The sequence below is a fragment of the Falcatimonas sp. MSJ-15 genome (assembly GCF_018918265.1).
Classification (GTDB): domain Bacteria; phylum Bacillota; class Clostridia; order Lachnospirales; family Lachnospiraceae; genus Falcatimonas.
The window spans coordinates 117,707-138,914 of the sequence record NZ_JAHLQC010000002.1; the positions used below are offsets into that span (position 1 = coordinate 117,707).

The 21,208-nt window shown below is 33.3% G+C and carries 15 protein-coding genes; 5 read left to right on the forward strand and 10 right to left on the reverse strand.

What is annotated here, in order from left to right; translation table 11 throughout:
• Positions 1 to 4: 4 nt before the first annotated feature.
• Positions 5 to 751, reverse strand: coding sequence for a class I SAM-dependent methyltransferase (locus KQI85_RS01535; RefSeq protein ID WP_216574326.1), 747 nt, complete (start codon positions 749 to 751; stop codon positions 5 to 7).
• Between the two features lie 197 nt (positions 752 to 948).
• Here KQI85_RS01535 and KQI85_RS01540 point away from each other — a divergent pair, with 197 nt between their 5' ends.
• Entirely contained in the window at positions 949 to 2,001 is a 1,053-nt protein-coding gene (locus KQI85_RS01540) for a DUF6709 family protein (protein WP_216574327.1), read from the forward strand.
• A 138-nt stretch (positions 2,002 to 2,139) separates the two neighbouring features.
• On the opposite strand, the gene KQI85_RS01545 is transcribed toward KQI85_RS01540, so the two are convergent.
• Complete coding sequence (locus KQI85_RS01545; RefSeq protein WP_216574329.1) at positions 2,140 to 2,640, reverse strand: SEC-C metal-binding domain-containing protein; 501 nt, start codon at positions 2,638 to 2,640, stop codon at positions 2,140 to 2,142.
• Between the two features lie 99 nt (positions 2,641 to 2,739).
• The gene (locus KQI85_RS01550) at positions 2,740 to 3,606 is read right to left on the reverse strand and encodes a DegV family protein (RefSeq protein WP_216574331.1); all 867 of its coding nucleotides are present in this window, start codon (positions 3,604 to 3,606) and stop codon (positions 2,740 to 2,742) included.
• Between the two features lie 310 nt (positions 3,607 to 3,916).
• On the opposite strand from KQI85_RS01550, the gene KQI85_RS01555 reads away from it, so the two are divergent.
• Together KQI85_RS01555 and KQI85_RS01560 are read left to right on the forward strand one after the other, a co-directional pair.
• Positions 3,917 to 4,195 (forward strand): hypothetical protein, encoded by a 279-nt coding sequence (locus tag KQI85_RS01555; protein WP_216574332.1) that lies wholly within the window; start codon positions 3,917 to 3,919, stop codon positions 4,193 to 4,195.
• Between the two features lie 223 nt (positions 4,196 to 4,418).
• Positions 4,419 to 6,644 (forward strand): beta-L-arabinofuranosidase domain-containing protein, encoded by a 2,226-nt coding sequence (locus KQI85_RS01560; RefSeq protein WP_216574333.1) that lies wholly within the window; start codon positions 4,419 to 4,421, stop codon positions 6,642 to 6,644.
• Between the two features lie 210 nt (positions 6,645 to 6,854).
• On the opposite strand, the gene deoC is transcribed toward KQI85_RS01560, so the two are convergent.
• The 5 genes from deoC to purF form a co-directional block, all read right to left on the reverse strand.
• Positions 6,855 to 7,508 carry a deoxyribose-phosphate aldolase gene (deoC, locus tag KQI85_RS01565; RefSeq protein WP_216574334.1) on the reverse strand — a complete coding sequence of 218 codons (654 nt, stop codon included), beginning with the start codon at positions 7,506 to 7,508 and terminating at the stop codon, positions 6,855 to 6,857.
• Between the two features lie 420 nt (positions 7,509 to 7,928).
• Positions 7,929 to 9,209, reverse strand: coding sequence for an adenylosuccinate synthase (locus KQI85_RS01570; protein ID WP_216574335.1), 1,281 nt, complete (start codon positions 9,207 to 9,209; stop codon positions 7,929 to 7,931).
• A gap of 229 nt (positions 9,210 to 9,438) precedes the next feature.
• A complete protein-coding gene (locus tag KQI85_RS01575; RefSeq protein ID WP_216574336.1) occupies positions 9,439 to 10,326 on the reverse strand; it encodes a LysR family transcriptional regulator in 888 nt (295 codons plus the stop codon).
• Between the two features lie 170 nt (positions 10,327 to 10,496).
• Positions 10,497 to 11,930: an adenylosuccinate lyase gene (purB, locus tag KQI85_RS01580; RefSeq protein ID WP_253293708.1), complete on the reverse strand. Its 1,434-nt coding sequence runs from the start codon at positions 11,928 to 11,930 to the stop codon at positions 10,497 to 10,499.
• Positions 11,931 to 11,943: 13 nt separating this feature from the next.
• The gene (purF, locus tag KQI85_RS01585) at positions 11,944 to 13,389 is read right to left on the reverse strand and encodes an amidophosphoribosyltransferase (RefSeq protein ID WP_216574337.1); all 1,446 of its coding nucleotides are present in this window, start codon (positions 13,387 to 13,389) and stop codon (positions 11,944 to 11,946) included.
• A 450-nt stretch (positions 13,390 to 13,839) separates the two neighbouring features.
• On the opposite strand from purF, the gene KQI85_RS01590 reads away from it, so the two are divergent.
• On the forward strand, positions 13,840 to 14,214 hold the full coding sequence (locus KQI85_RS01590; RefSeq protein ID WP_216574338.1) for a PilZ domain-containing protein: 375 nt from the start codon (positions 13,840 to 13,842) through the stop codon (positions 14,212 to 14,214).
• A 40-nt stretch (positions 14,215 to 14,254) separates the two neighbouring features.
• Here the strand turns inward: KQI85_RS01590 and KQI85_RS01595 are convergent, their stop codons facing one another.
• A complete protein-coding gene (locus KQI85_RS01595; RefSeq protein WP_216574339.1) occupies positions 14,255 to 15,862 on the reverse strand; it encodes a hypothetical protein in 1,608 nt (535 codons plus the stop codon).
• Between the two features lie 344 nt (positions 15,863 to 16,206).
• Between KQI85_RS01595 and KQI85_RS01600 the strand changes: the two genes are divergently transcribed.
• A complete protein-coding gene (locus tag KQI85_RS01600; RefSeq protein ID WP_216574340.1) occupies positions 16,207 to 19,413 on the forward strand; it encodes an RICIN domain-containing protein in 3,207 nt (1,068 codons plus the stop codon).
• Positions 19,414 to 19,776: 363 nt separating this feature from the next.
• On the opposite strand, the gene gatB is transcribed toward KQI85_RS01600, so the two are convergent.
• On the reverse strand, positions 19,777 to 21,207 hold the full coding sequence (gene gatB / locus KQI85_RS01605) for an Asp-tRNA(Asn)/Glu-tRNA(Gln) amidotransferase subunit GatB (protein ID WP_216574342.1): 1,431 nt from the start codon (positions 21,205 to 21,207) through the stop codon (positions 19,777 to 19,779).
• Position 21,208: the final 1 nt, after the last annotated feature.

Genomic DNA, 21,208 nt, shown 5'->3' on the forward strand with positions numbered 1-21,208 from the left:
TTAATTACTCCTTCTTTGCTATCAGATATATTCTTTCTGAATGTCTATCCGGTTTTTTGTTTGTAAATGCTTCATATATATTTAAAAGTTTAAGTCCTGAATATGTAAGACTTTCCTTTATCTCTCTTATACTATATGCTCTCTGATAATGTGTTTCCACATATCTGTTAAACATATCACTATCTTCTTTTATAAATAAAGTAAGAATATACTCATTAATCTTATCTTTGTCATCATAATAGTTCTCCCAGATAAAACTTGCATCATCCCTATTCTCGGCTATTGTACATTCACCCAAAACCTTCTTATAAAAATATTCTGTTTTAAAGTCCATTATCAATATTCCATCTTTTCTAAGATTCTTACTGACAGCCATAAAGCATGCCATAAGTTCACCATCTTCTGTAAGATAATTAGATGAATCACATACACATACGCATGCATCTTGCAATTTATCAAGACTAAAATCAGTCATACTCTCATAAGAATATGTAATATTGCTGTTATTCTTAGCACTCTTATCTTGTGCAATTCTAAGCATATCCTGTGAGATATCAATTCCTGTCATAGTATATCCATACGAATCAAGTATCTGTGTAATGCTTCCTGTTCCACATCCAAGTTCGGCAACTCTGCCATCTGCAATATTATTCTTAACTAATAGTTCATGAATATATCTTCCCCATTCATCATAGGGTATGTTATCCATAAACTCATCATATACATTTGCAAAACTTCTATATGCTTCCATATCATTCCTCATCTCTATCAATCTGGCAGGACTTTTTCTAAATCTGCAAATTAAATACTAACAGTAAACATATTAAAAATCAAGTTTTTCTTGATTATGCTTCAATTATCCTCTATACTTTTAGATAAACGTTCAAATTATACAATATCAAAAGAACTATGAAACGTATATAAAATATATTTAGAAGAGGATTAATTATGAAAGAGAATAAAATAAAAAGCAGAATAAGAATCTTATCATTAAGACATCTTATTTGTCCTGTTATATTTTTAGTTTTTATAATTGTTATAATATCAAATTTTCCAATAAAAGAATACTTTATGCCTGTTAAGGTAGACAGTCCGGATCAGATCAAGACTGCCTTTATGGATGGTGTAAGGCATGTCAATATATCGACAGATACTCTATACTATACAGGATATGATTACCTTCGCAATAATAAAAAATCAGGATCATTCTATTATTCTATAGACAATGACAGATGTATCTATTATCTTATATCATCTTCATTTCTTAATAATACAACTCCTGATGTACTATATAATGTAAAATTTAAAGCAAAATTAATCGTAGGCAATCAGGTATATACCAAACTGCTTGATAATTTTGCCAATGACTTATCATGGACATCAACCGGGCTAAGTAACGTATCAAGTAAGATTGTTGTAAGCGAGCTTGACTACTCAGACATTAAGAATCCTCTATTCATATTATGTCTGTTCTGCCTATTTTTATATTCAATATTTGATATACTATTTTTGATTATAAATGTAGCTGTACCAGAGAGCTATTACAGCTTTTTCAAACTGATTAAACACGGTAATGTTCACAAAATATTAGATCTTGCTGATGATGAGATTAATAATCATACCATTATCAAGACAAAAGATATGTATCTTACTGAGAATTATTTCATAGATCTTGGATTTAATTCAGTTAATGTTGTTCCAATAGATAAGATAGCCTGGATATATGATCATAACAGACTTCACAAATTTCTATTTATCAAATTCAAGATAACATCTAATCTCTATCTTACAGATGATTATAAGCATACTTTTGTCTGTATTGGCAAGAGAAAGGATGATGTTGATCTGATAATGGATCGTCTGACAAGTGATCATCCGGAGATACTTGTAGGTTATTCTAAGGAAAATGAGCATCAGCTTCAAAACAGCCTGCTTGGAATAAAGCATACTTTTATGAAATTATTTGGAAAATCTGATGAATCTGATGATATTGATATATAATACTTACTCTTTGTAAGAGCTTATTTTATATCTGTTTCTTACAAAGAGGCAAACATTTTACCCACACTCTTTACAAAGAGCAAGCAAAAAAAAGCACGAAAACTATTTTTCAAGTTTTCGTGCTTTTTAAGTTATTGATTATTTACCACAACATTTTTTATATTTTTTACCTGAACCACATGGACATGGATCGTTACGTCCAACTTTTGGTGCAGCAATTACTGTATGTGATAACTTCTGTGTCTTATAAAGTTCTTTTCTCTTCTCTTCTGATAATAAAGAATCCCACTGTGGTAATGTATAAAGCCATTCAGCTTTACATTCAACCATATTCTTATATAAAAGTTCTTTATCAAAATCAAGACTTACAACTGTATCCTCTGTCATCTCTTCGATGTTATTAGGAGTCTTTAAACTCTCATCAATTCCATCAAGGAAACCAACCATAATCATTAACTCTGTTCCATATTTTTCAGCAAGTTCTTTAACTGTTCCACTTACTACTTCATCAGGGTTAGCAAGAATCTTCTCATAAATACCTTTTTCAATGTTGAAATAGTTAGCCCAGAATATCTGACTATCTCTTTCACTCATCTCTCTCTCATAAGCTAATTCACGCCATGTTTGTAATAATCCCATTTTCTACCATCCTTCTAATAAAAAATTAATTGTTCCCGCTAATTATAGCTTATCCTGCCAAAAATTTCAATCAACTTTTGCTATTAATTAATCTTAATGTTACTTTCTCTTCTTTGCACATGCTACAGCAACTGCTCCAGGTCCTATATGACATGATACACTAAGTGAAAGTGGATCCATCATTATATCGTGTTCTGGGAATAACTTCTGAAGTTCATCTTTAAAAATCTCACATTCATCAGCTGTACCCGAATATGCTACTGCAATATTCATACTCTCTGCTTCTTTTGTATCATTAAATCTTGTTACAAAATCATCCATAATAGCTTCTGTCATTATTGTCTTTGCCTGTTTTAGAGTTCTTGCTTTAGCATAAGCATCAAGCTTCTCACCTTGAATCTGAAGTACAGGTTTAAGCTTTAAGAATGTACCAAGTGCTGCCGCTGCAGGAGTAATTCTTCCACCTTTTTTTAGATATTTGAGTGTATCAAGTGTTATATATATACTTGACTGCATCTTAGTATCTTCAAGATATTCTTTTATCTCTTTCCCTGACATTCCTTCGTCTGCCATATCTATCGCATCTAATACAGACATTCTCTGTGTAACAGATATTCTCTGGTTATCTACAACAAATACTTTACCTTCATAATCATTAGCAAGCATCATTGCTGTCTCACATGATCCACTAAGCCCACTTGACATTGGTATATGGACAATCTCATCATATTCTTTTAATGTCTTGTCCCAAAGATCAAGAATATCACCAATTGATGGCTGTGATGTCGAAATATCTGCTCCCTCTTCAAGTTTTTTATAAAATTCTTCCTGTGATAAATTAATATCTTCATAGAAGACCTCTCCATTTATGAAGAAAGGCATTGGAATAACTCTTATTCCAAGTTCTTCTGCCTGTTTTTGTGTAATACCGCTGTTACTATCTGTAATGACAGCCACCTTGCTCATATCATTTGCCTCCGAAACTTTATATTTGTATATTACTCTTACATTTTGTAAAAATGACAGCTTCTTCGTCTGCTGCCTTATATTGACTCTTGACAACTATTATAATAAATATTAGTTTTATTGTCAAACTGCTTTTAATAATTGACTTTTTCACTGTTGCAAAGTAATATTTATACCAGGTGTATTACTACGTTTACAATAAAATTTTATTATACATCATACTTTGGTATAATTTGAAAACTACTTTTTGTAAAAATGTAGTTCTTCATTACCTGCCCGCTTATATTTTTCGAAAGGAGATATATGTTATATGGCAATCAGCCTTTTTTGCTTATATAACATATCAATGATTATGAAAAAAAATAAAAAATCAATCTTAGCTATAACCGGTATTGTATTACTCATCGGTATGTACATTTTTACACTTGTCTGTGCAATAATTAAGACGCCTTTTGCCAAGTCACTATTTATGGCATCTTTGTATTGTACTATTGTAATTCCTGTATTTATCTACATATTTATGATGGTTACCAAATACCTAAAAGGACGTGGCATTAAAGATGATGACGATACTTCTTCTAAAGAGTAAACCACAATAGATTAATCATCACTAAACTGCTAATTCATTAATATAAACCTCAAGATGTAGATTGCATTTAATATATAGTGCAATTTTTCTGTATTTTTTATGTTAAGTATATATATAAGTAGCTTTTTTACAGATAAAATGTTATATTATCTATATCGCTACATTACTTATATCTAGGTTATCAATAATAGCTAATAATAAACAATACATGGAGGTATTTCTTATGGTAAATATTAATTTTGAAAAGTTGTATAAAGATGTTCGAATTAATGAACCATGTTCTATTGCTGTACCTTTTAAAAAAGGTGAGCTAAAAGGCACAACAAATGTCAGAATACTTGATAATAACAAAGTTCCTGTAAAAAGTCAGTCTACAATCACAGCTACATGGGATGATGGCAGTGTAAAGTGGCTTTTTACAAGATTCTTTGCGACTTTACCTGGTAATGATAAAACAACATATTTTCTTGACACTAATTGTACTGATTCTAATAAGGCTAATCTGTCAGAAGTAATCTGTATCAATTCCGATAATAGTATTAAAGTTAATACAGGTGCTATGTCTATTACACTCTCAACACATGCGAATACGCTTTTTGATAATATTGAGATTAATAATAGTCACTTTTCAAAGGATGCTTTTTCATGTCCAAATCTAAACATTAACGATAATGATCAATGTTCTTTTTGTATAGATCACTATGTTATTAATGAATCCGGACCTGTTGCCACAATCATAACAGGGTATGGACATCATATATCTGACTTAGGACTTATTCTTAAAGTTGAGATTCGCTATACGTTTTTTTATGATAAAGAATACTTCGAGATGGCTTACAGACTCATTAACTCTACAGATAATGCCATAAAAGTCAATTCACTTATACTAAATTATACTAATCCTTCTAACAATGGTAAATCTGCTGTTGCCACTTCTAATTACAGAACTCTCTATAACATCTCTGATGAAGGTAATGAAGTAAGCCAGGTTATTGACAGTGATTATCTTATATATGATGCTAATGAACATATGTCAGAGACTTTCTATGGTACTTTTTTTGCAGATGTAACACCTTCTACAGGCAGTGATACAGGTGTCACTATAACACATTTTCAGGCATATCAGAATTATCCAAAGGCTTTAAGTGCAAGTAAAGAGGGGATTATAGCATCCATTATACCACCTGATGTTACGGATATTGTATTTCAGTCTGGTATGGCACGACAGCAAAAGATGTTACTTCATTTTCACGACTGTAACACTTCTTATGATGAGATAAACCGAATAAGTTCCATATATCAGATGCCTGACAGACCTTATATTGATAAGTCAGTCTATAGGGATGCTAATGTATTTGAAGATATATTCTATGACACAGAAAATATACTTTTTGAGAGCCATATAATATCTAAAGCTGATTCTCATGCAAGATGCTATGGTCTTCTTAACTGGGGAGATGCACCCGATCCAGGTTATACTTCACAAGGACGTGGACATGGTGAACCTGTATGGACTAACAATGAATATGATTACCCTCATCAGTGTGCTCTTCTCTATTCAAGAACCGGCACAAGACGTTTTCTAGACTATATGCTTATAAGTGCCGAACATTGGATGGATGTTGATATATGTCATTATAGCAATGATCCACTGCTTATGGACGGTCAATGGATGCATACTAACAATCATTGTCTTAACAGCAAGATTGTATGCTCCCATGAATGGGTAGAAGGCCTGCTTGATTATTATCATTTTACCGGAGACAGTTATGCTTTAAACTGTGCATTAAAAATTGGTGATAATATTATGAGACTTCTTGAAACTGATACTTTCAAGCAAAAAGGTGAGACTAATGCAAGAGAAACCGGCTGGGCATTAAGAAGCATGGTTGCATTATATAAAGAGACTTTCGATAAAAAATGGCTTTCTAAATGTGATTGGATTGTTGGACATTTTAGAGAATGGGAAGAGACTTATGGTCACTGGCTTGCATTATATATGGATACAGTAACTATTCGTGTTCCATTTATGATATCAATAGCTATATGCAGTCTTATGAGATATTATAGAATCAATAAAAGTCAAGAGATCAAAGATATGATTATACGTTCTATGGATGATCTTATTGAAAACTGCTACATGAATACTGGTGTCTTTTTATATAAAGAACTGCCAAGCCTTAGCCGACTTGGTAACAATACAATCATCCTTGAAGCTCTAACTTATACTTATGAGCTTACAGGTGACAGCAGATATCTTACATATGGTATAACAACATTTCTTAACACTATCTCATCTGCCAAAGGTGGCGGTGGTGCAAAAAAAGTTGTAAAAGATAGTGTTATAGTTCCTGGTCCCGGAACTAAGAACTTTGCTCAGTCACATCTGCCACTTACTGTATTCTACAAAGCCCTTTGTGATGCCGGCATGACAGATATGATTAAATAAACCTTATAATATTTACATATTCAAATCAATATAGTACCACTATATTCAAAGAAGCAGAATTAATATAGTACTCTTATCTTTAAAACGTGATTTTTAAGATGTACTCTTAATTCTGCTTCTTATTATATCTTATGATGCCAGGGTCAAAAGGTCTAAACCCACGTGAGCTTGCTCATAGGTGGGTGAAAGGCTTTTTACACTTTTCTTTAACTATCTCTCTGCACCTTCAACGATTGCTATTGTTGCACTTGTTCCAAGACGATCTGCACCAGCTTTTATCATCTCCTGTGCTTCTTCATAACTATGAATTCCGCCTGAAGCTTTTACTTTTGCATTATCTTTAACAGTATCTTTCATAATCTTAACATCTTCTGCTTTTGCTCCACCTTTTGAGAAACCGGTTGATGTCTTAACAAAATCAGCTCCAGCTGCTACTGAAAGTTCACATGCTTTAACTTTTTCTTCATCTGTAAGAAGACATGTCTCAATTATAACTTTAAGAATCGCTTTATCTCCACATGCTTTCTTAACTTCTCTTATATCATTCTCAACGAATGTATAATCCTTATCTTTTAATGCACCTACATTAATTACCATATCAATCTCTTGTGCACCATCTTTAATAGCTTCACCTGTCTCAAATACTTTTACAGCTGTTGATACTGCACCAAGAGGAAAACCTACTACTGTACATACTTTAACATCGCTTCCTTTTAATAAGTCTGCAACAAACTTTGTATTATACTGATTAACACATACTGAAGCAAAGTCATATTTTAATGCTTCATCACAAATCTTCTTAACATCATCTTTGCTAGCTTCCGGTTTTAAAATAGTGTGGTCAAAATACTTTTCAAATTTCATAACTTTTGTCGCCAGTGGCTTATTATATTACTCACTGACACTCCTTTCTATATTTCCTGCAATATAAGCAATTGCATAACTGTTCATTAAAACTATCAGTTTTTACAATCGACTATTTCTGCAATAGGTATTCACTTAATTATAATATTATATCATCATACAAGTCAACCTTTTATATGTACCAAAAGCAGTCCTTCATTGTAAAACTTTTATCAAAGTTATCTTATGAAGAACTGCTTATCAATCTGCCTATATTATATTAAACTATGTCTTAGTATTATGACTATTTTATATTAAACTCTGCCTTAGCATTATGACTATTTTATAGTAAACCCTGCCTTAGCATTATGACTATTTTACTATTTACTCTGCATTTAAATATACCCTGCAGATATTAAAATGTACCTTGCAAGTTAGTTATTATCTGTTTCTGTAGATAATCTCATGTCTCTTTGGTCCATTTGATACCATTGTAATTGGTACTCCAATCTCTTCTTCGATTGTTTCTATATATTTACGGCAATTCTCTGGAAGATCTTCATAATTCTTGATTCCTCTTATATCACATTTCCAACCTGGCATTGTCTTAAGAACTGGTTTTGCTTTCTCAAGCTGATATGTTGTTGGAAAATCTTTTGTAACTTTACCATCAATCTCATATCCAACACACATTGGAATCTCATCAAGATATCCTAATACATCAAGAACTGTAAGTGCAACTTCTGTTGCGCCCTGCATTCTACAACCATATCTTGTTGCTACTGCATCGAACCATCCCATACGTCTTGGACGACCTGTTGTAGCACCGAATTCACCGCCATCGCCGCCACGTCTTCTAAGTTCATCTGCTTCATCGCCAAAGATCTCACTTACGAACGCACCTGCACCTACTGCTGATGAATATGCTTTTACTACTGTTACTACATCTTTGATCTCAGCTGCTGGAATTCCGGCACCGATTGCACCATATGCAGCAAGTGTTGATGAAGATGTAACCATTGGATAGATACCATGATCTGTATCTTTTAATGCACCTAACTGACCTTCTAATAAGATGTTCTTACCTTCTTTGATTGCCTCATGAAGATATTTAGATACATCAGCAACGTATGGTTTAACCATCTCTCTGTATTCAAGCATTAGATTAAATATCTCATCTGCATTAAGAAGTGGTTTGTGATATAAGTGTTCAAGTAAGATATTCTTATAAGCAACTACTCTCTCAACTTTCTCTCTAAGTGATGTTTCATCAAATAATTCACTTACCTGAAAACCTATCTTTGCATATTTATCTGAATAAAATGGAGCAATACCTGATTTTGTTGAGCCAAAAGACTTACCTCCAAGTCTCTCTTCTTCATACGCATCAAAGTCTACATGATATGGCATAAGAATCTGTGCTCTGTCTGATACTAAAATCTTAGGTGTTGGAACACCTTTATCTGTAAGACTCTTAACTTCATTGAATAAATAAGGAATATTCAATGCAACACCATTACCAATTACACTTGTTGTATGATTGTAAAAAACACCTGATGGTAATAAATGAAGTGCAAACTTACCATAATCATTAATAATTGTATGACCTGCGTTACTTCCACCCTGGAATCTTACAATAATGTCTGATTCCTCTGCAAGCATATCTGTAATCTTACCTTTTCCTTCATCGCCCCAGTTAGCGCCAACAATTGCTTTTACCATGTATCTTTCCTCCTGATAATACTTATCAATAATATTTGTTAATATATAAGTAACTTATCTGTTACTTACATATTATATATTATTTATCGTCATAAGTAAAATCAATATTATTTATGTATGGTATAAGTTATGCTTATACCACAATCAATTCATCAAACATATCCCCATCTGATTCTTATGCTTCATTCAATTCTTATTCTTTAATCGATTCTTATGTTTTTATCAATTCTTATTCTTTTATCAATTCATTAAGTAATTTCTTACCTGCTACTGATATTGATGTTTTTTCAGAAGTAACAACACAGATGTGTCTCTCGGGTATCTTTCTTCCAAATTGTAATTCAAATAACTCGCCACTCGTTAAGTATTCTTCTGCAAAGCTTCTAACAACACATCCTATACCAAGATTACGACGTGCAAATTGAACTATCATATCGCTTGTAGCAAGCTGAAATTCCGGATTAATATTAACATTTTCACTTTCAAGAAATGCGTCCATATATCTTCTTGTACTTGTATTTTTTTCTAAAAATATTACCGGATTATTCTCTAACTGTTTATATGAAAGTGTCTTATTCTTAAGTTCAATGAATTTACGTCCGGCAACAAATGTATCTCTTATTGCTGATACTTTATTATATACAAAATCTCCACGAACATTATAAGGCTCACTTATAACGCCAAAATCAATTCTTCCCTCTTCAAGATATTTTAGTGTCTCTGGTGATGGTGCATTAGTAACCGATATCTTTATATTCGGATAGTTCTCGTGGAATCTCTCAAGATATGGTAAGAGATAATATCTAAGAGTCATATCACTTGCTCCGATATGTATCTCACCTGCTGTAAGATTAGTCATCTCCATGAATTTTTTTTCACCAAGAAGTATTGTCTCATAGCCTCTTTCCACATACGAAAACAAAGCTTCCCCCTCTGGAGTAAGCCTTGTTCCTTTTGATGTTCGTATAAACAAATCAGCTCCTAATTCTTGTTCTAAAAGTTTCACAGCCTGACTTACTGCCGGCTGTGAAATACATAACTTATTAGCTGCTTTTGATATACTATTTAATTTTCCGACATAATAGAAGATTTTGTAATACTCAAGATTAATATTCATAATACTCTTCTCTCTATTCTATCTATTAATAATTCTATTCTGTATTAAAGTTTCAAAATTATTTTTATTTTGCATTAATGTACTATCTTATTTGTATTAATACTATTGATAATTATCTTATACACTATATTATATATTTTTATATAATATCTTACAAAGATATTATCTTATTATACATTAATCTCAGCTGTAAGACCAAGTTCTTCTTTGTTAGCATCAAGAATAGGATTAATAACTTCTGACAAGAATTCTGTAACCTGTTCTGGTGCACGTCCAACATATTTTGAAGGATCCATAGTCTTTTGTAACTCTTCAAGTGTAAGATTGAATGCTGGATCTGCTGCGATAAGTTCAAGGAGATTATTCTCAAGTCCTCTTTCTTTAACATTTCTTCCTGCTTCCATTGAAAGAGTTCTGATTCTCTCATGAAGTTCCTGTCTGTCTCCACCTGCTTTTACAGCATCCATCATTATATTCTCTGTTGCCATGAATGGTAATTCTGACATAAGTCTCTTATTAATAACTTTTTCATATACAACAAGTCCATCTACAACATTAAGATACAGATCAAGGATTCCATCTACTGCAAGGAATGCTTCCGGTACACTTAATCTCTTGTTAGCTGAATCATCAAGTGTTCTCTCAAACCACTGTGTTGAAGCTGTCATTGCCGGATTCATTGCATCTGCCATTACAAAATTAGCAAGTGATGCAATTCTCTCACTTCTCATTGGATTACGCTTGTAAGCCATTGCTGATGATCCAATCTGATTCTTCTCAAATGGTTCTTCAATCTCTTTTAAGTGCTGTAATAATCTTATATCATTAGAGAACTTATGTGCACTGCTTGCAATTCCTGCAAGTACATTAAGCACTCTTGTATCAACTTTTCTTGAATAAGTCTGACCTGAAACAGGATATACATCATCAAATCCCATCTTGTTGGCAATCATCTTATCTAACTTTCTTATCTTCTCATGATCTCCATCAAATAATTCAAGGAAACTTGCCTGTGTTCCTGTTGTTCCTTTTGATCCTAACAGTTTCATACTTCCTATAAGATATTCAAGATCATCAAAATCAAGTTTTAATTCCATTAACCATAATGATGCTCTCTTACCAACTGTTGTTGGCTGTGCAGGCTGAAAATGTGTAAAAGCAAGAGTTGGAAGATTCTTATATCTGTCAGCAAACTTTGCAAGTTCTGACATTACATTTAATAATTTCTTTCTTACAAGTTTTAATCCTTCTGTCATTATTATAAGATCTGTATTATCGCCAACGTAACATGATGTTGCACCAAGGTGAATAATTCCTTTTGCTTTTGGACACTGAACACCATATGCGTATACATGTGACATAACATCATGTCTTACTAATTTTTCTCTTTCTTTAGCTACATCATAGTTAATATCTTCTGCATGTGCTTTTAATTCATCTATCTGTTCCTGTGTAATATCAAGTCCTAATTCATGTTCTGTTTCTGCAAGTGCAATCCATAATTTTCTCCAAGTTCTAAACTTCTTGTCTGGTGAAAAGATGTACTGCATCTCCTTACTTGCGTATCTCTCTCCCAAAGGAGTCTGGTATCTGTCTGTTGCCATAATAAACCTCCAATTATTTTTCATATTCGCCACGAATGTCCTGTGTAGGTGGTTCTACAGGATAATTACCTGTAAAGCATCCGTCGCAATAGTGTGTATCTCCATTAATCATATCACTTAGTCTCTCAAGTGGAAGATATCCAAGTGAATCTGCTCCAAGCATTGTACATATCTCATCAACTGTATGATTAGCTGCAATAAGCTGATCTCCTGATGGTATATCGGTTCCAAAATAACATGGATGTGTAAAAGGTGGTGAACTTATTCTTACATGTACTTCTGTCGCACCTGCATTCTTAAGCATTCTTACAATTCTCTCACTTGTTGTACCTCTTACGATTGAATCATCAATCATAATTACTCTTTTGCCTTTTACAACTTCTTTCAAAACATTAAGTTTTATCATAACGCTTGATTCTCTCTGAGACTGTTTTGGTTTTATAAATGTACGTCCAACATAGCTATTCTTAACAAAAGCCATGCCATAAGGTATTCCTGACTGAAGTGAATATCCAAGTGCTGCTGCATTACCTGATTCTGGAACACCAACTACAAGATCTGCTTCAACAGGATGTGTCTCTGCAAGTATCTTACCAGCCATAATTCTTGAATTATATACACTTATTCCATCTATATAACTATCTGGTCTTGCAAAATAAATATATTCAAAAATACATCTTGCAAATTCTTTTTGACATAAAGTTGTATCTGATTCGATTCCTCTTTCAGTAATTGTAACTATCTCTCCAGGAATTACATCTCTTACAAACTCTGCACCTACTGCATCAAGAGCACATGTCTCTGATGAAAGAAAATATGTATTATCTCTTTTACCTATACATAATGGCTTGAATCCAAAAGGATCTCTTGCTCCAATTAACTTTCTAGGACTCATTACAATAAGTGAATAAGCACCTACTATTTTTTTCATTGCTCTTGAAACTGCTGCTTCTACTGATCCACAATTAAGTCTTTCTCTTGCTATATGATATGCTATAACTTCTGAATCGATTGTTGTCTGGAATATGGCACCTGTATATGCAAGTTCATCTCTAAGATCAAGTGCATTAATAAGATTACCATTATGTGCTAATGCAAGTATGCCTTTTACATAATTAAGAACTAAAGGCTGAGCGTTCTCTCTAGTGCTTGCTCCTGCAGTAGAGTATCTTACATGACCCACACCTATATTTCCTTTTAGACTGTCTAATATTTCAGGTGTAAAAACTTCATTAACAAGGCCCATGTCTTTGTGTGAAAGTACCTTAACACCTTTTTTGTTGGTATCACTTACTGCAATACCACAACTTTCCTGCCCTCTGTGCTGAAGCGCAAACAGGCCATAATAGATTGATGATGCAACATCTCCTCCGTCAAAATCGTATGCGCCAAAAACGCCACATTCGTCATGAGGTCCTTCAAAATCATCAAATTCCTTTTGTGTAGGATATTTATTCATCTGCTCAAACCTTTCCTTTATAAAAAATCATAATTACGATATCACTGCAGTCTGACTGCATGTGATTCTTTTTACTAAACTAATATCATCACCAAAAATTATATAACACAAAATTAGTAAAATCAACCTCTTGCATTATAGTTAGATTGTATGAATATTTATAAGTTATTCTAATATATGATATATGTTTATTTATTTTTTCTGATAAACAAATTTACTATTGTTTTTTATGGGACTAATGTACTATAATAGTTACAGACGCTTAATGTACTCTCGGAATCTTCTAAATGAAGAATTCTGAGATAAATTTTTGATATGCAATAACATTTTTGCAGTGCGTACACGGTGTGTACGACGAGAAAATGGAAGCAGCATATCGGAAATATAGCCAGAATTATTTGTTTAAAGAAGATTCCGAGAGTACATCTTATAATGAGGAGGGAATTTACTATGGAAAAAAGAAGAAGTAAGAGAATACCTGTTGAGATGCATCTTAGTATTTCAACACTTTTCAGACAGAATAATGTAAGTATTACTGATATCGATTCTCCTATTACTGTTGAAAATATATCTAGAGAAGGCATTGGTTTTACTTCCAAAAGCATATTTCCATTAGATTACTATTTCAATGCAGAACTCAAACTTGGAGGTGACGCTTCTAATCTTTACTGTGTTATAAGAATTATGAGATGCGAACCACTTGACAATGGCGAATTTTCATACGGTTGTCAGATTGTCGGACTTTCTCCAAGCCTTGATTATATTTTTGATGATTATTCAAATAACGCTGATAGTGAATCTAATAACAATGATACAACCAAATAATTTAATGAAAATAGAATATTACATAAATAAACGGACTGGATTACTCCAGTCCGTTTATCTGCATACCTTTGTATGTATAATATTTTCTTTTTCCAAAAAATGTTGCGGTGATATAGCCACAATCGCAGTTTACTACTGAATCTGCATCATCTATAATATATTCATGATCTTCTATATTATAGATCTCATATTTTCCGTTACAGTTCAATATTGTTATGCAGGTTTCACCGTCATAATTCTCTATTACTTTCATTCCATCTCCCTTAAAGATGATATTTCCCTCACAATCTATTAAAGTCATTACTCCATTAGTACTGCTGCCTATAAAATATACAGCATCATTCGTCTCTGTAAGTTCTTCAACACGATAATACTCATCTGATACAGTTCTTCCATATATATTAACAAGCTTATATATATCTTTATGCTCTGATACTATACAAGTCTTACAATTATTGTTATTAACAATATCAACTGTATCATATCCTTTTTCGTTAATCTGCTTTCCGCTAAAATCATACATATAGAATTTTTTATCTCTGTCAGATCTTACAGCAAATACATTATTTGAGGTAAAAGAAGTATTCTTATCTAAAGTATACTTACTTATCGTTGCGGTCACGTTTCCATTATTATAGATCTCTACAAATGGTTCTTCTGTTCTCTGTACAGCATATGTATTCTTACTATATATATATACACCCTTAATACCTTCTAATATCGCTTCTCCATTTTTAGAATACACTGAGACCAGCCCATTTTTGCTGATTGTAAGCATATCATTCTCAAACCTGCAGTCATCAATATCAGATTCATCCTCAATTACTTTTCCATCCGTTATAAAGATTCCCCTTCTTGCATTAGATAGTAATATACATTCACTTCCTTCACTCTCTACTGCCTTCTTAATCTTATATACTCCTTCAAACTCTCCTACGATTCCATCAGAAAAAGCATCAATCAGGTAGCTTCTGTTTCCATATGTAAATACATAAATATGATCAAGATATACGGCTATGTTCCTGTCATAATCGCTATTTACATATTCTGTAATACATATAATGTCTCCATTATTATTAAACAGTTTTATTTCACCACTCTCCTGATTTTCTACCACACACAACACATCCGAAAGCCCATAGACTTTCTCATTATCAGCAGGCTTATATGTCTCCTCACCATACATATTAAGTATAACTGATTCTCCTGTAGTGTAAGTAGCTTTGTATAAAGCTCCGGCTCTTGTAATCTTTGAGTACCTCCCATACGGAACTAACATCTGTCCTGCTGGTGTCATAATTCCATATTCTTTTTTCTCATTACTACATATTCCGGTTCCATATACAAATCTGTAAAGATCTGTTTCTGTACTGCTGCCTTTGAATTCATATTCTGTTATCCGCTTACCCTGGCTATTAAAAACAGCTAATCGGCCACTGTCATCTGCCATAGTATAATAAGCGTTTTTCCATTTTTTGAATGATGAATCAATTGCCAAATCATTGTACCGCATCTCATCAGCCTTATAATAAGCTTTATCCATCCTCTGAAACTCGCCCGCATAATTAGTGTCATATTCTGTAAAGAGGCAGGCTGAAAATACAACTACTGCAGTAACCCTTGCAATAATTTTTTTAACCTTTTTCATATGACTCTCCTTATCATTACACTTTCTTACTCCCTTACCTCATGACTGATTATATAGTACCCACTTTTTTAAAACCCCCCCCTTTTAGGGGGGAATTTCAAACTTTTTTCAATAATTTGTTTCTACATTTTATTTCATTTTTTATATTTTTATTTACTATTCAGTTTTCTTTGTAATTTTGTACACAATAGTACTATTTTCGGTACTATTAATCTTAAAAATAGGAATAAATACTTATACTAAAAAGACATCTTTTGACTTAGCAATATGGTAAACTGTATTAGTAGTATTTAGTTTTTAGTACTATATTTTTAAATAATATATAAGACAAGAGAGGTTTACGAATGAAAAAAAGTGCAAAAATCATCTCAGTAGCATTAAGCCTTACTGTTGCCTTTACAGCCATCTCATGGAACCACTTTCAGAATAATACTGTAAGTGCAGCTTCTGCATCTGCAGTTACTACAACTGATGGTTCTTATGAATGGAGCAATGTAAATATTGGCGGCGGCGGATTTGTTACAGGTGTAATTCAGACATCTGATCCTAATGTATATTATGCGCGTACTGATGTCGGCGGTGCATACAGATGGAACAACAATAATAAAACATGGATAAGTATCAGTGCTGATATATCCAAAGATACAAGTTCTGCCCTTGGTATTGAATCTATCGCAGTTGATCCTTCTAATTCTAATACTGTATATATGTTTGCAGGACTCCATTATACTAACGACAGTAAGAGCTATATATTACGCTCTACTAACGGTGGTAAATCTTTCGAATATATTAGTGTACCATTCAGAGCCCATGGTAATGGACAGGGACGTAACACAGGTGAACGACTTATTGTTGATCCTAACAATTCATCAACATTATATTGTGGTACAAGATGGGATGGTATATGGAAATCAACTGATAAAGGCAGCACATGGACACAGATAATGAGTGCTCCTTCAACAAGTTATGATTTTGGTGTTGACATGATTATCATTGATAAATCATCTAAAACAATATTTGCAGGTGTTGGCAATTCATCTAACAACTTCTACAAATCAACAGATGGTGGCAAGTCATGGACTGACATCTCACTTAGAAATGGATATTTTCCACAGAAATATGATATCTCTAATGGTAAACTCTATGTAACTTTTGCAAATAAAACTTATGATACAGCAACAGCCGGTTCTATCGCTGTATATACAATCTCAACTGGCAAATGGCAGACATTATATACCAACTCTTCATACGGTCTTGGTGGTATAAGTGTTGATTATAATAATAACAACCGAATGGTGGCAACACTTGTTAATATCTATGCCAAACAGTATTGGGAAGGCAATAGCACTCCTGTATGGGGAACTAAGATTCTCACATCAACTAATGGAGGTAAGAATTGGACTGAACATACTGCTGATAATAACAATTTAGTTCTTGACAGTAATGGAAGAGACTGGATTGAATCCAACTCACTTCATTGGTCAGGTGATGTAACTCTTAACCAGGGTAACACAAGCAAAGCTTTTATAACTTCAGGTGACGGTATATTTGAACTTAGCAATCTATTTACTTCAAAAGCTGTAAAAGCTACATTCATGGTAAATGGTATCGAAGAAAGTGTTCCTCTTGATATTGTTGCACCCGCAACCGGTGATGCTGTTCTTGTAGCTGCTGAATTCGATACTGGCGGATACAGACTTACTAATGTAGATTCTTATCCTACAACTTCACTTGGTAATACAACCGGACATACAACAGGTATTGCCGTATGTCCTACTAATACTAATTTTATGGTATATACCGGAAGATGTTACAAAGATGGAGGATACTACTACTTCTTAAGATACTCAACAGATAATGGTGTCTCATGGAAAGAAGTTCCTAATTCACATGGTCTTGGTCAATTAGGCAGCGTTGCTATATCAGCTGATGGAAGTCATGTATACTGGATGCCTTCATCTAACAGTTCTGAATGGTCAACTAACTATGGTCAGACATTATATACTTTTACATATAAAAATGGTTCATTTACAGGATATACTTCAAGACAGATATTCTCATCTTCTACTTCTGGTGTAAGAGTAGTTGCTGATACAGTAACAGCCGGTACAGTATATATATCTTCCGGTGACTACTTATACTACAGTACAGATTATGGTAATAACTTTAATAAAGTTGCCAACCCTGACAGCAACAAGAGAATTAACCGAATCACAGCCGTTCCTACTAAAGCCGGGGAAGTATGGCAGGCTAATGGAGAATGGAGTAATACATCACTTGTAAGATATAAGACAGTTAACGGTCAGATGACAGCTACTGCAATATCTAACGTATCAAAATGTGAAGCTGTTGGATTTGGTAAAGCAGCTGATGGTGCTTCATATCCTACTATATATATATGGGGTACTGTTAATGGCACTAATGGTCTATTCCGTTCAACTAATGAAGGTAATACATGGACAAGAATCAATGATGATTATACACAGTTTGGTGGCGTAGGTAATGGTATGCAGCTTGTTGGTGATATGCGTACTTTTGGTACTGTATATATGACAACATCAGGTATGGGTATACGATATGGCAAGTGTACATCTAATTCTTCTCAGAATTCTACTACTGCTACACAGCCAACAACTTCTCAGTCAACAGAAGCTACTACTACTGGTTCAGCTTCTTCTACTGCTTATGCCGAACTTACTAATAATGGAATCTATACATTTACTAATGTAAACAGTGGCAAATGTCTTGATGTATATAATGGACTTACAGCTGAAGGAAGTAACATAGGCCAGTGGGAAAGCAATGGTCTTAATCCACAGCAGTTTAAAGTGGTTAAGACTAGTGACGGATATTACAAACTTCTTGCTGCATGTTCTAATTATAAGATGGCTGTTACTGTAAAAGGTGGAAAGAATTCTAACAATACTAATATTGAGCTTTCAAAAGATGCTGACAGCGACTCACAAAAATTTGCATTTATTAAGAATTCTGACGGTTCTTACTCTATTGTAACTAAAGTATCAGGATTTAAAAAAGCTATTGATGTATCAGGTGCCAGCAAAAATAATGGTGCTAATGTAATTCAATACAATAACAAGTACTCTAATAACCAGAAATGGAAACTTTCACTTATTACTTCTGAAACTTCAACAGAAAAAGTTACTGAAGCTACTACTGAAAAAGCTACTGAGAAAGTTACTGAAAAAGCGACTGAAGCATCTACCGAAACACCTACAAGTTCATCTTCTACAGGTAATAAAAATATCTCTTGCACTTATAAAGTAACAAGTGACTGGGGAAGTAGTTTCAGTGCTGAGATTACAGTAACTAATACTGGTTCAACTACAATAAGTGGATGGACTGTTGAATTTGATTATGGATGTAATATAAACTCATTATGGGGAGCTACTCTAAGCTCATCAAGTAACAATCACTATGTTGTTACTAACCCTGCATGGAGTCCAGATTTAGCTCCTGGACAGTCATGTTCAGTATGTTTCATTGCATCAGGCTCATCATCAACACAGCCAGCTAATTATGTTATCAAATAATTATGTTGTTCTTACTAGTATAATTACTAATGAAATGTAATGATTTATACTATGTAATGATTTATAATATGATGATTATTCGTAATATGTTTTATTGATTAATACAGATTATTGTTCATTATTATATAATATTCTATGATCTAAAATAGCGTGTGAGAAATTCTCACACGCTATTTCACTCTCTACATCTGTAGAAGTTCTATCAACCTCTAATTATCTCTGCCTATATAAAAGTTCTATTAATCTCTAATTATCTCTGTCTATATAGAAGTTCTATTAATCTCTAATTATCTCTATCTATATAAAAGTTCTATTAGTCTCTAATTATCTCTGCCTATATAAAAGTTCTACTAATCTCTAATTCTATAAGAGTTCTCTTAATATTTCATTAATCTTACCTGGATTAGCTTTGCCTTTCATCTCTTTCATAGTCTGACCTACAAGGAATCCTAATGCCTTTTCTTTACCATTTTTGTAATCGCTTACTGACTGTGGATTAGCTTCTATTACTGCTTCGATAACACTTCTAAGCTGTCCATCATCATTAACCATCATAAGACCTTTTTCTTTTACATATTCTTCAGGATCAATATCTTCTTTGAATATCAACTCAAATACTTCTTTTGCAACTGTTCTATTAATCTTACTATCTCCTACAAGTTCAATAAGTTTTGCAAGATTCTCTGGTGCAAAATCCATATCCTCCGGTTCTTTTTCAGTTTCTTTGAGAAGTCGCATTGCTTCTACCATAAGCCAGTTTGATACTTCTTTTGGTTTTTTACATATAGCAACTGTCTCTTCAAAGAGATCTGCCATATGCTTTGATGATGTAAGTATATCAGCATCATACTCCGGAATATCAAATTCTTCTTTATATCTGAGTCTTTTTTCATCTCTAAGTTCGGGCTGTGCTTTTCTTACCCTCTCTATCCATTCGTCACTAATTATAATAGGTACAAGATCTGGTTCTGGAAAATATCTATAATCCTGTGCATCCTCTTTAGAACGCATTGCATATGAATATTCCTTATTATCATCCCATCTTCTTGTCTCCTGAATGACTTTTTTGCCTTCTTCTATAAGCTCTATCTGTCGTCTTCTCTCTCCTTCAATAGCTCGTGCAATTGCCTTGAATGAGTTAAGATTCTTCATCTCTGTTCTTGTTCCAAATTCCTGTGCTCCAACTTCTCTTACAGATAAGTTAACATCCGCTCTCATTGAACCTTCCTGAAGCTTACAGTCAGATGCTCCAAGATATTGTATTATAAGTCTTAATTTATCAAGATATGCTATAACTTCATCTGCACTTCTCATATCAGGTTCTGATACAATCTCTATAAGTGGTACACCTGAACGGTTAAAGTCTACAAGAGAACAGTCTTCCCACTCATCATGTATAAGCTTACCTGCATCTTCTTCCATATGAATCTCATGAATTCCTATTACTTTCTTATTGCCATTGACATCTATCTCTATACCACCATTCCTGCATATTGGATAATATAACTGTGATATCTGATAGTTCTGTGGATTATCAGGATAAAAATAATTCTTACGGTCAAATTTACAATTCTTAGTTATTGTACAATTAGTTGCAAGTCCTACTGCCATAGCATATTCAACTACCTGTTTATTAAGTACAGGGAGTGAACCCGGCATACCTGTACATACTGGACATGTATGTGTATTGGGAGCTCCACCAAACTTAGTTGAACATCCACAGAATATCTTTGTCTGTGTTGCAAGTTCAACATGAACCTCAAGTCCTATTACTGTTTCATATTGTCTGCTCATA